The following is a 14132-nucleotide window of genomic DNA, read 5'->3' as shown; positions in this document are numbered from 1 at the left end:
CTTAAGGCCGCCGGCGCAGAACGAACAGCAGCATCGGCGCCCCAACCAGGGCCGAGATCAAACCCGCAGGGACCTGGTAGGGAAAGGCGATCGTGCGGCCGGCCCAGTCGGCGATGACGAGCAGGGTCGCGCCGATCAGCGCGGTGGCCAGGAGCTGGATGGAGGGACGGCGAAGTCCGAGGCCATGGGCGAGGTGGGGCGCCATCAGTCCGACGAAGCTCAAAGGGCCGACGACAAGCGTGGCGGCCGCCGTCATGATCGCGGAAAGCCCGAACAGGACGGCGCGTGCGGGAGCGATCCTGAGGCCGAGTTCGCTTGCGGTCTCTGAGCCGAGCTGCAGCAAGGTAAGCCAGCGGCTTGCCAGAAAGCCTGCGGCGAGGCAGGCGAGCGCGATCATGAGGGCACTGGCCGCGACGGTATTGTCGACGAAATAGGTCGAGCCCGCCATCCAGCGGATGAGCGCCAGGCCGCGCGGATCGCCGCTTGCTGCGAGAACGCCGATGCCTGCATCGAGGATCGAACCGAAAGCGATGCCGGCGAGCAGCACACGGTTCGGGCCGAAGCCCGAACGGGCGCTCAAGAGGAAGATCAACAGCAGTGCGGAGAGCGCTCCGCCGCCGGCAAAGGTGAGCTGGATCGTCAGCCCCGGCGCGGCGAAGGTGAACATGGCGGCTGCGACACCGAGCGCCGCCCCGGCCGATACGCCGAGCACTTCGGGGCTCGCCATCTCGTTTCCGGTCAGCCGCTGCAGGATCAGCCCGGTGACTCCGAGCACGGTTCCGGCGCCGAAAGCTGCGGCGACGCGTGGCAGTCGAAGGGGGAGGGTTTCGCCCCATGACGCGGCGGGCAGCCAGGCCCAGTTTCCGTCGGGTGCACGGCCAAAGAAGGTTGCGGCGATTGCTAGTACGATGACGAGGACGACCAGAAGCGCAAGCGATGTGGCTCTGCTGCCGATGACCTGCCGTGGCCAGGCTATGCCGGGCAGGACGCGCGAGGCGGTGGCAAGGCGTGGCAAAAGTGCAATCAGGATCGGTCCGCCGAGCAATGCGGTCACCGCCCCGGTCGGCACGAAATCACCGGGAGCAAGAAGCTTAGTAGTCTCGTCCGTCAGGAGGAGAAGGCCGGCGCCGGCGATGGGCGACCAGATCAATTGGCTGACGACGCGCCTTGCGCCGGCCAGCCGGACGATCTGCGGGGCGACCAGCCCGATGAAGCCGATGACGCCGACGGCGCTGGTGACGAGGGCGCTGAGCGCAATCGCGATGGCCAGAATGACGCCGCGCGACCATTTGATCGGCAGACCGAGGCTCGTCGCGCCGGCATCACCGAGCTGGCTCAGCGCCAACGGCCTCGCGGCGAGAAAGGCAAGACCGGCGAGCAGGGCGACTTTCGGCAGCAGCGAGATCGGGAGCGCCCAACTTTGCTGCGACAGCGATCCGGCGCCCCAGATGAAGATCCCGGAGAGATATTGATCGTTCATCAGGATGAGAATGGCCGCGGCCGCTCCGCACCAAAGGCCGATGATCATGCCCGCCAGGATGAGGGAAAAGGGCGAAAAACCGTGCCGGGCGCTGATCGAAAAGATCGCGAGGGCTGCAGCGGCGCTTCCGGCAAGCGCGACCGCGTCGCGGCTCCATCCCGTCAGCGACGGAAAGGCGAGCATGACGGAGACCAGCGCCAGATTGGCGCCGGCCGAAACGCCAAGCGTTGTCGGCGAAGCGAGCGGATTGCGCAGCACCTGCTGCAGGATCGTGCCCGATAGCGCGAGGGCGGCGCCGATGATCAGGGCTGTGGCCATGCGCGGAAGCGTCGAATAGAGAAGGAGAAGGTGCTGGGCGTCGTATCCGCCTGATGTCTCCAGATGCGGCAACGCCGGCAGCAGGTCGAGGAGAGCCAAGCCGAGGCCTGAAAACAGCAGCAGCGCCGCGAGCGTGGGCGCGCCAAAGCCGGAAGTTTGCGCTTTCATCAGGCGGCAGTCTCCAGAACATCGACCATCAAAGTCGAAAAGCGCAGCGCTTCCTGGACCATTCCAAACATCAGGACGCCTGGAACGACCGAGATCCGCTGCCGCCGGATGAAGGGCAGGCTAGTCCAGAGCGGGCTTTCGGAAAGCCGGGTCAGGACATCGGGCGGAAGCAGCGGCGACACGACGACGAGGTGGGCTTCTTCATCGAGTTCGGCGAGCTGCTCCAGGCCGATCGTCTGAAATCCCCAGTAGCTCGCCTCGCCCTTCCAGGCATTCTCCAGGCCGATGCGTCTCATGGCGCCGCCGTAAAGCCCGGGGCCGCTATAGATGCGCGCATGCCTTTGGTCGATGAAATTGATGACGGCGACAGGCGGTGCGGACAGGCTTTTCACCCGCTCGCGCAACCGCTCGAACGTGGCATCGGCATGGGAGAGAAACGCCTCCGCTTCCCGCTGTCGCCCGATCATATCGCCGAGACGCCGCGTTTCGGCGTAGGAGCGGTCGAGCGCATCGCCATTCTCGGCATAGACGGTGAAAGTCTCCACGGGCGCGATGCGGGAGAGCTTTTCATCCAGCGCCGCCAGGAAAGGCGTGCTGAGGATCAGCGATGGCCGGAGGCTGGTGAGGACTTCGAGATTGATCTCCGACGTGGTGCCGACATCGACGACGCCTGGCGGCATAGACGGCTCGACAACCCATTCCGACCAGTTCCTGAGCGAGGCGATCGCACGCGGCACGCTGCCGAGCGCCAGCATCGTCGATGCCAATCCGTAATCGAGCGAAACGACGCCGTCATCGCCGGCGTGCGCAATGACGGGCGCGCCCGCTATCGCCAGCGCGCCCAGAAGAAAATCCCGTCGTCTCAAAGCGCGGTCTCGCTCGGCTGATTTCCGGCGAGCGGCTTGACCATGAATAGGCACGGATGATCTTCATGCCAGAGCTTGGCAAACACCTCCGCTCTGACGAAGCCGGTCCGGTCATAGAAGCGCCGCGTCGCTTCGAATTGCGGCTCGTCGCGGCCGCGCGGCGCGAGCGTCTTGACCGTCAGCAGCCGGGCGCCCGATTCATGGGCAAAGCGTTCGGCCGCATCGACGAGATGGCGTCCGGCGCCGCGGCCGTGATATTCGGGCCGGGTCGCAAGAAGCGCGATCTCGACGGCATCAGGCAGGTGCGGTTTCAAGGCAATCAAGGCGGTGACGACATCCGCTTCGATATAGCCGAACACCGGCAGTTCCTCGACCGCCTCGGCGCTTGCCTCGATGACTTCGGGTTCCGAAAACCAGTCCGGTAAAGCCCCCATAATCGATCGGCAGAGCTCCGCCTTGCCGGTCAGAATCTCGACTGTTCGTCCCATTTTTTTCTCGCCTTCGTTCGGTTGATTTAAACTTGACTCCTGTTATCACCTTAAAATAGACACTGCAATCACATCGTGTAGCTTCCTGCGATAAAGGAATGCCAAGACCGCACCGACCAGCAACGACAGAGCCTGATTTTCCATTTGTAAAAAGGGTACAGGACAATGCGAGCATCGCATCGTGATGTGAACGGAAATGCCGTGGTCAACGCCATGATCGAAAACAAGGATAAGCTCCTCAAGACGATTGAAAGCGTTGTCAAATCAAGATCATATTCTGAGGATATATTTCAGGATGGAGTGATAAAAGCTTACGGGGTCAAAACCGACGACATCCGTTGCCCGATCGGTTACGCATTTCGGATGGTGTATAATCTCGCCCTCGACGAGAGCCGCCGACGACGCCAGCAGGTGAACAACTATAGGTCGATCGACCAGGTTCAAGAAATGACGGCGCCCATCCCCACCGTGCTCGATCAACTGGTCGCCGCAGAGACCCTACGAGATGTACTTGCCTCGCTAGAGGCGCTGCCGAAGCGCACCAACGACGCCTTCATCCGTCATCGCCTGAACGGCGTGCCGCAGAAAGATATCGCAGCCGAACTCGGCGTCTCCCGAACGCTCGTCAATTTCATGATCAAGGCGGCAGAGCAGCATTGCCATCTGGCAATCGCCGCGCCCGGCCGCCCCGATCACGAGCGGCCGCGGGATATTACCGCTTCGCGGCGTGCAGCGCCTGCTGCAAATCGATCCAAAGCAACTCCGGTTCTTCCAACCCAACAGCAAAACGGATCGTCTGCTCGCTCACGCCGAACCGGATAAAGGTGGTCATCCGGTCGGGAATCTGCAGCGCGACCTTGGCCGGAACGACCAGCGTTTCCGGCCCTCCCCAGCTGACCCCGAGGCGGATCTCGCGAAGCGCGTTGACGAAGCGCGCGACATCGATATCGGGCGTCAGGTCGAAGGCAAAGAGCCCGGCATAGCCTGAGAGTGTCGCCCGTCCGGGATGATCCTGAAAGGCCGGATGGCGAACGCGCGCGATGTCGGGATGCTGTTTCAACCGATCGGCAAGCAGAAGCCCACTGCGCTCATGTTCCTTGAGGCGCACACGCAGCGTACGCATGCCGCGCAGCAGCAGCCATGCCTCGAAGGGCGCAAGCTTGGCGCCGACATAGGGATAGGACGTCGAGTTGATCTTCGCGATCGCCTCCTTCGTGCCGACGACGACGCCGGCGACCGTATCGCTATGGCCGCCGAGATATTTCGAGGCGGCGTGGATGACGATATCGACACCATGCTGGATCGGTTTCTGGAAGAGCGGTGTCGCCCAGCTATTGTCGATGATGGTCGTGATGCCGGCCTCTTTCGCCATGGCCGACAGGGCCACGATGTCCTGTAGCTCGAAGATGAAGGACGACGGGTTTTCGAGATAGAGCAGCTTGGCGCCCGGCAGCGCCTTGCGCACCTCGTCATGATCGGAGGGATCGACGAAATCGACGGTGACGCCGAGCCTGCCGAGCAGCTTCACCAGAAGGCGGTAGACGTCATTATAGAGGTGGCGGACGGCAACGACCCGGTCGCCCGCTTCCACCAGACTGAGAATGGTTGCGGTGATGGCGGCTGTTCCGCTGGAGAAGGCGCGCCCGTCTTCGGCGCCTTCGAGGCGGGCGACCAGAAGCTCGAATTCGCGGACGGTCGGATTGTCGCCGCGCGAATAGATGAAGTTGCGCGCCCGGCCGGCGAAGACATCCTCCATTGCCTCGTAGCTGTCATAGGTGAAGAGCGACGTCTGGAAGATCGGCGGCGAGGCGGCGTTGAATGCCGCCGGATCGACGGGCCTGAAGAGGTCGTCGGCGGCCCCATGGGCGCCAAGGTCGCGGGGGCTGAACGACTGGTTCATGATAATCCTCTCATGGACAAAAGCTGGGATAGGGACGAAGAGCGGTCAGATCGTCGGCCGAGCGCTGCCGGAGTGCGCTGAGCGACCTTGCCAGGCAGACGCATGACAGCAGGCCGGTCAGCGCCGAGGCCAGGAACATGGCGGCGAGCAGGCCGGAAAAGCCGAAGAAGGGCGGCAGCAGCGCGAGCAGCGGGAAGAGAAGATAGCCGTTCTGCGCCAGGCCGACGGCAAGTGCGGCTTTCGGCCTGCCCTGAGTCTGGAAGAGGATCAGCACGGTTTGCCGCAGGCCGAACAGCAGGAAGGGAAGATGGGTTGCGACGATCGCCTGGCCGGCGATCGTAAGCACGGCGGCTTCGTCGGTGAAGAACGAGGCAAGGCGCTCGGAAAAGACGATCGCTGCCAGCCCGTAGACGCCGCCGACCGCGCTCGTGACCACGGAAAGCATGCGGGCTGCCGCCAGCACCCGCGATATATCCCCGCGGCCCCAGGCAAAGCTCAGGATGGATTGTGCGCCGAGCGAAATGCCGATGACCGGCAAAGCGCCGACCGCAAGCAGCCGCAAGGCGATGCCGACGCCGGCGATGCCGTCCTCACCGTGATAGGTGCCGGCGACCGACAGCATCGCGGCAACCGCGCCCGCCGTCGCAAGGCTCGTCAGCGTCGTCGGTGCGCCCACAGCAAGCACCGGCTTGAGATGCCTGATATCGGCGAATCGCCAGGAGAACGTCAGCCGGATCGTCCCGAGACGTCTCGCATGGTAGGCGCCGTAGATCGAGAGCGCCACGAGCTGGGAGAGGATGGTTGCCATCGCCACGCCCTGCAGACCGAGACCGAAGCCGAAGATCATGATTGGGTCGAGGATGATGTTCAGCGCGAAGCAGGCGACGAGCGTCCACATGCTGAAGCGGGCGTTGCCCTCGGCGATCGCCAGGAAATCGAGAATGATCTGCGCCATCGTCAGCGGTATCGAGACCGCGATGATGAGGAGATAATGCTGCGCCAGCGGCTCGATCGCTGATGTGGCGCCGAACAGCAGGGCAGAGGGAAAGGCGACGATCGCAACCGCGCTTGTCGCGCCGAAGACGATGCCGGCGGCGAGGCTGACCGAGGCAAGGGTGCTGGCTGTCGGCCGGTTGCCGGCGCCGAGCGCCCGGCCGACCTCGGTCGCCACGCCGACGCCGATGCCTTCGCCGAAGGCAGCGACCAGCATGAGGATCGGTAGCACGATCATGATCGCGGCGATCTGATCCTCGCCGATCATGCCGACGAAGATCATATTGATCGTGTGATGCGCGGCATTGATCGACAGGCCGAACATGGCGGGCAATCCGAGCCGCAGCAGCAGCCGGAAAAGCTGCGGGCTGGCAAGATCTTCCGGTGCAAGCCGCCGTTTCCGCAGGCTGCCGCTCATCTCGCTCATGTCGTTCATGATGCGGGAACCCAGAGATGATCGCCGAAGAAACGCTCGCGGCTCAGCATCACGAGAAGCGCCCGCTTGTGCGGAAAATCGAAATGCTTGACCTTGGCAAAGCCCGAGCGGTCGAGATTGCGGATCTGCTGCTCGTGGCTGGCGCGCGGCTCGCCGACGATGCGCCTGGTGCGGGGATCGTCCAGAAAGATGAAATGCATCAGCGAGGGGAGCCACGCGCTGATCCATTTCTTGCCGCGATAATCGGGCTCGCCGATCGCCACATGCCATCCGCGATCGTAATCGTCGGCATCGTAATAGGGACCGAGCCGGTTCTCCTTGGCCCAGTAGACTTCGAAATAACCGAAGGGAATGTCGGCGAAACTGCCGATCAGCGGCAGGACATGCGGATCGGCGATCCTCTCTTCCAGGATCTCCCGGTGTTTTTCGAGCGAGCCCGCATCCTCCCAGATCGTGTTGACCTGCTGGTCGTTCATCCAGCGGTGGAAGACGGCAAGATCGATCTCGGGATCGGCCACCCTGAAGCTGATATCCCGCTCCAGCCACGGGATGAAGCGCTGGTAGATCGTGCCCTTAGGCTTTGCCGGCCGGCGCGGATGGTAGCGGCCGGCGGTCATCTCCTGCACGGGCGGCAGCGGATAGGACATCTGCGGCAGCCATAGCGAGGGCCATTGCCAGAGGATGGCGGAGTCGAGCCTTCCATCGATCGCTGAAATGTGCCGGGGAAGGCTTGTCTGAGTCCCTTCGAAAGCGACCGATTTGATCGAGCGGTCTTGTGCCGTCACCGCTTCGGCGGCCGCCATGAGAAGCTCCGCCGATTGCACGGGATTTCCCTCGTAGAAGGTCAGCGAGGCGATGCCGGCTTCGACTTCGAGGGCGACTTCGTGATTCCCGTACACGGTGTTGAGATGGACGATATTGGGGGCAAGCCTGACATAGCTGCGCGCCTGCAGAGCCCGCCTTTGTTTGGCGGCGTCGAAATCCATGATGTTCTCCGTGATCGGCAGGGCTTTTGATGCTGCGAGCATGAAGCCCGCGCCTGCGCTGATTTGGTAGAATGACGATCCATCACTGGGCGGATTTAGGGGAAACGAAGAAAAAAATTCTCAGCAATTTTCTAAACTCTAGCAGGGGGGATCCGTCATTTGCGCATGACGTCAATCTCTGCAGGAGCTTCGAATGGACAATCTTGAGCCCCGCGACGATTTCTGGATCGTCGTCCACGACACCGAGCATCACTACTCGGTCTGGCCGCAGGACAAGCGGATTCCGGTGAGCTGGCAGGCGGCGGGTTTTGCCGGTTCGCGCCAGGAGTGCCTCGCCCATATCCGTGACGTCTGGCCCGACCCGCGCCCGCTCTCCCTGCGCTCGGCCATGGCAGCCGATGCACGTCTCTGAAAACGTCTGGATGGCAAGATGAACAAGCAGATTACCAATTTCGCCGATGCCCGCCCGACCGATGCTGTGGACACCGTCTTCGAGAGCTTTCCGCTGACGATCGCGCAGAAGCGCATCTGGTCGCTGGAGCAGATCGGCAACTACACGGTCTTTCCCGATCAGGTCATCGGGCTGCGATTGAGTGCCGCGATCGACATCGAGACGATTGCCGGAGCCTGCCGTGCGCTCGTGGCTGAGAATCCGTCGCTTGCTACCCGCTTCCGCCGGCTGGCGGGCGGCCGCATCGAGCAGTATCGCGGCGCATCGAACTCCGTGCCGATGGAAATCCTCGGCGAGGAAGGAGCTGCTCTTTCCGAGGCTGAAGCCCTGGCCGCGCGAAAAGCCTTCCGCGACAAGCGCTTCGATCTTCTGGAAGGACCGGGCGCGCGTATCCAGATCATTCGGCTTGCCGACGGGCAGTCGCTGCTGACGATCGTGTTGCATCCGATCATCTCAGACGACCACGAAAAATCCGTTCTTGCCGGCTCGCTGGCGCGCATTCTCGACGGCGCGCCGGCCGGCGACATGCGCTCGGCGGAAATCTCGGCCGGAACGCGGGAGGAAGAATGGCTGGAGACGGATGAAGCGCGCGAAGCGCTGGCCTATTGGCGCGACACGATCGGTCTCGACTATGCGGCCTCGACCTTTCCCACTCGCTTCAACAGCGGTGGGCTTGCCGGCGTGGCGCGCGCTGAGCATCGGTTTGCAATCGAGCCCGAGCTGTGGGGCAAGCTCGAACGGCATGCGCAGGGCAAAGGATTTCAGGTCGAGCGCGTGCTGCACGCCGCCTTCTGCGCGCTGCTGGCACGCTACAGCGGCAACTATGCTTTGCTGACCGGCCTGCTGGTCGCCCGGCCCCGCACGGAGCATTTCGCCAGCCGCGGCCGCGCCGAACAGGTGCTTCCCCTTGTCCTGCCGCTCGCTTCCCGACTATCCCTCGACGATGTCGTCGCGGCGATCTCCTCGGTGGCGGAGGGGGGGCTTGCCCGCCTCGTGCCGCTGGAGCGCATCACGCAGGAATTGGTGGTCGACGAAGCGGCCGCCCAGGAAGCCGTGGTCAAGGCGCTGTTCGAATTCCGCGAACCCTATCCGGTGCCGAGAGATGCGACGAACCTGGAACCATCAGGCGCGCGCGCCGACAGCGAGCTTTCTCTAGTCGTCGAGGCGCGTTCGGACGGCGGCGCATTCGGGCTGATCGATTACGCCCAAGATCTTTACGACGGCACGCTGATCGCCCGCGTCGCCAAGCATTTCCGCCTGGTGCTCGAACAGATCGTCGCGCAGCCAAATCTCCGGATCAAAGATATCGAACTCGTCGGCAGCGACGAGCTCGACTGGTTGTCGGCGCCTTATGAGGACGACGTCGTCAACGATGACCGGCCGGTCCACGAGCTGATATCGGCCCATTCGCGCCGGACGCCTGAGAAGACCGCGATCGTCTATGGCGACGAGGAGTGGAGCCATGGCTGGCTGGAGGCGAGCACCAACCGCCTCGGGCATCGGCTGCGGCAGCTCGGCGTTCGCGCCGAGGTGACGGTCGCGATCTTCATCAAGCGCTCGCCGGAGGCGATCGTCGGCATCCTCGCGACGTTGAAGGCTGGCGGCGCCTATATCCCCGTCGAGCCAGACCATCCGCCGGTGCGCAACCACCACATTCTGCGCGACGGCGGCGTCAAGATCGTTCTCACCCATAGCTGGCTGCGCCATCGGCTGCCGGACGAACTCGATGCCATTATCGTCGAACTCGACAAGCTCGATCTCGACGGCGAGCCGGATACGCCGCTCTATATTCCCACGCACAAGGATCAACTCGCCTATGTCATGTACACGTCGGGATCGACCGGATTGCCGAAGGGTGTCGCCGTCGAGCACGGGCCGCTGACCCACCATCTGCAGAATACCTCGCGCGTCTACGGCATGAGCTCGGAATCCCGCGAACTGCCCTTCCTGCCCTTCAGTTCGGATGGCGGCCATGAGCGGTGGATGAACCCGCTGATGGAAGGCGGCAGCATCATCCTTCCCGACCAGCCGCTGTGGACGCCGGAGGAGACGCTGACGGCGATGCGCAAGCACGGCGCCAACAATGCCAGCATTCCCACCACCTATCTGCAGCAACTGGCGGAATGGGCCGATATCACAGATGGCGCGCCGCCGATGCGGCTTTACTCCTTCGGCGGCGAGGGGCTGGCGCAATCGACCTTCGATCTTCTGTCGCGGGCGCTGAAATCGGAGTGGCTGATCAACGGCTATGGTCCCACGGAAACCATCATGACGCCGATGGTCTGGAAGGTGAGGGCCGGCACGAAATTCCAGGGCGTCTATGCGCCGCTCGGCCGCGCCGTCGGGCTACGGCGCGTCTATGTGCTCGATCCTGATCTCAACCCGTGCCCGATCGGCGTGACCGGCGAACTCTATATCGGCGGCGAGGGCATCGCCCGCGGCTATCTCGACAAGCCGGATACGACGGCGGACCGCTTCATCCCCGATCCATTCTCGAAAGAGGGTGGCCGGCTTTATCGCTCGGGCGACCTGACGCGCTGGCGCGAGGACGGAACCGTCGAATTCGTCGGTCGCGTTGATCATCAGGTGAAGCTGCGCGGCTACCGCATCGAGCTCGGCGAGATCGAAGCGGCGCTGCTGCAGCAGCCCGGCGTCGGCGAAGCCTTGGTCGTGCTGCGCGACGACGATGCCGGTGAAAAGGCGCTGGTCGCCTATGTCGTTCCGAAGAAAGACGAGAGGCTTGACGTCGAGACTGTTCGGTCCGGCCTCGAACGCAGCCTGCCGTCCTATATGGTGCCGGCGGCCGTGGTCGAACTCGAAAAGATGCCGACCAATCCGAACAGCAAGCTCGACCGCTTCGCGCTGCCCGCACCCCAGCCGGTCAAACGCGTCATCGTCGAGCCGGCGACCGCGCTGGAAGAGGAGATGCTGGATGTCTGGCGCCAGGTTCTCAAGCTGGAAGCGATCAGCGTTGAGGATAATTTCTTTGCCATCGGCGGCAATTCGCTGGGCGCGATCCGCTTCCTCACGCAGCTCAGGCAGCGCCGGCCGAAGATCCCGCTTACTGTCGCCGATATCTTCAACAACCCGACCATCCGCGCCTTTGCCGGTGTGATGGAGCAGGGGGAGGAGCGGGATCTCTCCGAGGTGATCGTGCTGCGGGCATCAGGCACTAAGCCGCGGCTCTATTGCTTCCCGGGGCTCCTCGTCAGCACCCGCGAATATGTGAAGCTCGTCGACTATCTCGGCGCCGATCAGCCGGCGACCGGCTTCATTTGCCACTCGCTGTCCGAGAAGAAGGAAGTCGGGGCGCCTGTTGAAGAGATCATCCAGAGCTATGTCGACTATATCAGGAAGCACGGCGGCGGCGCGCCCTGCACTTTCCTCGGCTGGTCCTGGGGCGGGCTCCTGGCTTACGAGGCCGCCCGCACACTTGCCAACGAGGTCGACATCAGGATGATGGCGATGGTCGATGTCTGCGACCTCGGATCGGAATTTGCCATCGGCGCCAAGCCGAGGTTCCGGCCCGGCGAACGCGACATGCTGCACCGGGACGTGCAGGCATGGCTGCAAAAGACGGCGATGCGGCCCGAATGGGACCGGCTGCTGTCGACGATGGACGCCGATACCTACGAGCAGTTCCTACGCTTCGTCGGCGACGAGAAGGACCCGCTTCCCACAGACGGGCCTGACATCAGCAGCCGCGAGCACACCTTCTGGGTGCTGATCGACAATGCTCTGATCTTCCGCAAGCATCGGCTCATTCCTCATGATGTGCCGATCTATCCCTGGGCGGCCGATGACAGCCTCAACCGCGGCCTCAACCTGATCGATTGGCGCCGCCTGTCGCCGCGCGCGCACCCGGCCGAGATCATCACCGGCACCAACCATCTGCACATGATCGGTTCTCCCGCCTTCCACTCAAGGCTTGCCCTGCGTCTCAAGGAAACAGAGAAGGATAACGCATGACCGTCGCTTTTACCCGCAGGGATGCCCTGAACGAGCCGCTCGATCTTGCCGGCATCGGCATCGGTCCCTCCAATCTGAGCCTTGCCTGCCTGCTGGAATCCGTGCCCGAGGTCCGCAGCCGCTTCTTCGAGCGGCGCGGCGCCTTCGACTGGCATCCCGGCATGATGATGCCCGGCGTCGAGCTGCAATCGTCCTTCCTGAAGGACCTCGTCACGCCGGTCCTGCCGACCAGCCGCTGGTCCTTCGTCTCCTATCTGGTGGCCCACAAGCGGCTTTACGCCTTCCTGAACGCCAACTACGAGGCCGTTCCCCGACAGGAATTCGCGCGTTACCTCGCCTGGGTCGCCAACGGCGTCGATGGCCTGCGATACGCAACTGACATCCGTGACGTCGAGCACCGCGACGACCGCTTCGTCCTGCGCTTCGACGACGGCCAGGAAGAAGCGAAGAACCTGGTGGTCGGCACGGGGGCTTCGCCCTTGGTGCCCGATTGGGCGAAACCCTTCCTCGGGCCCGATTGCTTCCACAACAGCGAGGCCAAATCGCGTCTCAAGGATCTTCGCGCCGCCCGCATCGTCGTGGTCGGCGGCGGCCAGAGCGGCGGCGAGGTTGTCGAGGCGCTGCTTGGCAATCCTGATGCGATGAAGGAGCTGACCTGGATCAGCCGGCGCCATAATTTCGAGCCGATCAACGACACGCCGTTTTCGAACCAGGTCTTCTCGCCAGAATATGTGCAGGCCTATCTGAAGCTCAGCGGCGAGCAGAAGCAGGCGGCGCTGAAGAACTCGATCCTGACCAGCGACGGCCTGTCGATTTCAACGATCCACTCGATCTACCGCCGCCTCTACGCGCTGCGCTACCTCGATCAGAGCACGTTGAACGCATCTCTGTCGCCGAACCGCGACGTGATCCAGATGGAGCGGAACGGCAATGCCTATCGGCTGATCGTCCGCAACCATTTCGATGGCGGGATCGAGGTGCTGCATGCCGATGCGGTGGTGCTGGCAACCGGCTACAGGTTCCGTTTGCCGGATGCGCTCGGTTCGCTCGGCGAAAGGATCAGCCTTGACAGAAATGGCTATCCCACCCTGAACGACGACTACACGATGCAGTGGACAGGCCCAAGGTCCAACCGGCTGTTTGCCCAGAATGCAGGCCGATACTCGCACGGCATCGCCGACTCGCAACTCAGTCTCATGGCCTGGCGCAGCGCCAAGATCGTCAACACGCTTCTCGGCCGGCAGCATTTCGATGCTGAGCCCGACAATGCGCAGCTGGTCTGGGCGACGGAGGCCGCTTCGACCACCCCGCACCAACTGCGCGCCGGCTATTCGGACGGCCTGCTCTCGTCCTGAAACGTCAGGACATGAATGCCGGCGGCGCCGAACGGTGAGCGGACGGCCAGTGCGATGAGGTGCTGGCTGTCGCTCTTGATCAAGCGGTGATGCCATTGCCGGTCCGGTTCGCCGCTCTGAACCATGACAGGGATGCCGTCCTGCCAGGAAAAGGCGACGCTGCGGGGATCTTCGCGCAGGCCCACGCCGAGCGCCTTGAGATGGCTCTCCTTGAGCGTCCAAAGTGCAATGGCCGCACGCGGCCCTTCACCCGCAGGCAATTGATCGAGCCAACGCCGTTCGTCCGGACTGCAATAGCTCTCCAACGCCGCCGCTTCGATTTCGGCATCAGCGCGTTCACAGTCGATCCCGACGCGCTCGCATTCCGAAGCGACGGCGACCGCCACCAGCCCGTCGGCATTGGAAAGGCTGAACTGCAGCGTGTCGCGGCCCTCGACCGTCAGCTTGCCGTGCGCATCCGCCAGCAACACGACCTTGTCAGGCCGCGTTTCGGTATGCGCGCTCAGCACTTGCCGCAGCAGATAGCGGCCGGCTATGAACGAGGTCCGGTCGCGTTCGAACCGATAGGTCGCGGCGCGCTCCCGCTCATTCGAGGACAGCGACACTATCCAGCGCTCCCCATCGCTTCCGTTCTGCGGATATTGCCAGAGCACGACATCGATGGCGGCCGGATTATCTGATTGCTGCATGGCGCCAGTATGCGTACCGCCGTCCGATTGGCA

The 14132-nt window shown here is 63.4% G+C and carries 11 protein-coding genes; 4 read left to right on the top strand and 7 right to left on the bottom strand.

Annotated features, from left to right (window positions below):
* Position 1: 1 nt before the first annotated feature.
* Genes fhuB through AMK00_RS29735 form a run of 3 tightly spaced genes read right to left on the bottom strand, consistent with a single transcriptional unit; the run spans position 2 to position 3320 of the window.
* The gene (fhuB, locus tag AMK00_RS29745; RefSeq protein ID WP_064812935.1) at positions 2–1966 is read right to left on the bottom strand and encodes a Fe(3+)-hydroxamate ABC transporter permease FhuB; all 1965 of its coding nucleotides are present in this window, start codon (positions 1964–1966) and stop codon (positions 2–4) included.
* Entirely contained in the window at positions 1966–2796 is an 831-nt protein-coding gene (locus tag AMK00_RS29740; protein WP_064813228.1) for an iron-siderophore ABC transporter substrate-binding protein, read from the bottom strand. Before AMK00_RS29740 ends, fhuB begins: the two co-directional genes overlap by 1 nt.
* 32 nt (positions 2797–2828) lie before the next feature.
* Entirely contained in the window at positions 2829–3320 is a 492-nt protein-coding gene (locus tag AMK00_RS29735) for a GNAT family N-acetyltransferase (protein ID WP_064812933.1), read from the bottom strand.
* Between the two features lie 165 nt (positions 3321–3485).
* On the opposite strand from AMK00_RS29735, the gene AMK00_RS31700 reads away from it, so the two are divergent.
* On the top strand, positions 3486–4142 hold the full coding sequence (locus AMK00_RS31700) for a sigma-70 family RNA polymerase sigma factor (RefSeq protein ID WP_082240397.1): 657 nt from the start codon (positions 3486–3488) through the stop codon (positions 4140–4142).
* Here the strand turns inward: AMK00_RS31700 and AMK00_RS29730 are convergent.
* From AMK00_RS29730 to AMK00_RS29720, 3 genes are read right to left on the bottom strand one after another with little or no spacing between them, the layout of a single operon-like run.
* The gene (locus tag AMK00_RS29730) at positions 4033–5220 is read right to left on the bottom strand and encodes a PLP-dependent transferase (RefSeq protein ID WP_064812931.1); all 1188 of its coding nucleotides are present in this window, start codon (positions 5218–5220) and stop codon (positions 4033–4035) included. The two genes, AMK00_RS31700 and AMK00_RS29730, sit on opposite strands and share 110 nt — an antisense overlap.
* A gap of 10 nt (positions 5221–5230) precedes the next feature.
* The gene (locus tag AMK00_RS29725; protein WP_064812930.1) at positions 5231–6649 is read right to left on the bottom strand and encodes an MATE family efflux transporter; all 1419 of its coding nucleotides are present in this window, start codon (positions 6647–6649) and stop codon (positions 5231–5233) included.
* The gene (locus tag AMK00_RS29720) at positions 6646–7635 is read right to left on the bottom strand and encodes a GNAT family N-acetyltransferase (RefSeq protein WP_170965826.1); all 990 of its coding nucleotides are present in this window, start codon (positions 7633–7635) and stop codon (positions 6646–6648) included. The genes AMK00_RS29725 and AMK00_RS29720 overlap by 4 nt, the downstream gene beginning before the upstream one ends.
* A gap of 193 nt (positions 7636–7828) precedes the next feature.
* On the opposite strand from AMK00_RS29720, the gene AMK00_RS29715 reads away from it, so the two are divergent.
* From AMK00_RS29715 to AMK00_RS29705, 3 genes are read left to right on the top strand one after another with little or no spacing between them, the layout of a single operon-like run.
* A complete protein-coding gene (locus tag AMK00_RS29715; protein ID WP_064807863.1) occupies positions 7829–8047 on the top strand; it encodes an MbtH family protein in 219 nt (72 codons plus the stop codon).
* A gap of 18 nt (positions 8048–8065) precedes the next feature.
* Positions 8066–12055: a non-ribosomal peptide synthetase gene (locus AMK00_RS29710; protein WP_064812926.1), complete on the top strand. Its 3990-nt coding sequence runs from the start codon at positions 8066–8068 to the stop codon at positions 12053–12055.
* A complete protein-coding gene (locus tag AMK00_RS29705; RefSeq protein WP_064812924.1) occupies positions 12052–13410 on the top strand; it encodes a lysine N(6)-hydroxylase/L-ornithine N(5)-oxygenase family protein in 1359 nt (452 codons plus the stop codon). The genes AMK00_RS29710 and AMK00_RS29705 overlap by 4 nt, the downstream gene beginning before the upstream one ends.
* On the opposite strand, the gene AMK00_RS29700 is transcribed toward AMK00_RS29705, so the two are convergent.
* Positions 13383–14099, bottom strand: a complete 717-nt coding sequence (locus AMK00_RS29700; RefSeq protein ID WP_064812922.1) for a 4'-phosphopantetheinyl transferase family protein — start codon at positions 14097–14099, stop codon at positions 13383–13385. The genes AMK00_RS29705 and AMK00_RS29700 overlap by 28 nt on opposite strands.
* Positions 14100–14132 lie beyond the last annotated feature (33 nt).

The sequence above is a fragment of the Rhizobium sp. N621 genome (assembly GCF_001664325.1).
Classification (GTDB): domain Bacteria; phylum Pseudomonadota; class Alphaproteobacteria; order Rhizobiales; family Rhizobiaceae; genus Rhizobium; species Rhizobium esperanzae.
The sequence above is the reverse complement of the archived record's forward strand: the minus strand, read 5'-3'. Positions and strand labels throughout refer to the sequence as shown.

Bases quoted from the DNA above. Each gene is read 5' to 3' on its own strand.
- fhuB (WP_064812935.1), bottom strand. From the start codon at position 1,966: ATGAAAGCGCAAACTTCCGGCTTTGGCGCGCCCACGCTCGCGGCGCTG.
- AMK00_RS29735 (WP_064812933.1), bottom strand. From the start codon at position 3,320: ATGGGACGAACAGTCGAGATTCTGACCGGCAAGGCGGAGCTCTGCCGA.
- AMK00_RS31700 (WP_082240397.1), top strand. From the start codon at position 3,486: ATGCGAGCATCGCATCGTGATGTGAACGGAAATGCCGTGGTCAACGCC.
- AMK00_RS29730 (WP_064812931.1), bottom strand. From the start codon at position 5,220: ATGAACCAGTCGTTCAGCCCCCGCGACCTTGGCGCCCATGGGGCCGCC.
- AMK00_RS29725 (WP_064812930.1), bottom strand. From the start codon at position 6,649: ATGAACGACATGAGCGAGATGAGCGGCAGCCTGCGGAAACGGCGGCTT.
- AMK00_RS29720 (WP_170965826.1), bottom strand. From the start codon at position 7,635: ATGGATTTCGACGCCGCCAAACAAAGGCGGGCTCTGCAGGCGCGCAGC.
- AMK00_RS29715 (WP_064807863.1), top strand. From the start codon at position 7,829: ATGGACAATCTTGAGCCCCGCGACGATTTCTGGATCGTCGTCCACGAC.
- AMK00_RS29710 (WP_064812926.1), top strand. From the start codon at position 8,066: ATGAACAAGCAGATTACCAATTTCGCCGATGCCCGCCCGACCGATGCT.
- AMK00_RS29705 (WP_064812924.1), top strand. From the start codon at position 12,052: ATGACCGTCGCTTTTACCCGCAGGGATGCCCTGAACGAGCCGCTCGAT.
- AMK00_RS29700 (WP_064812922.1), bottom strand. From the start codon at position 14,099: ATGCAGCAATCAGATAATCCGGCCGCCATCGATGTCGTGCTCTGGCAA.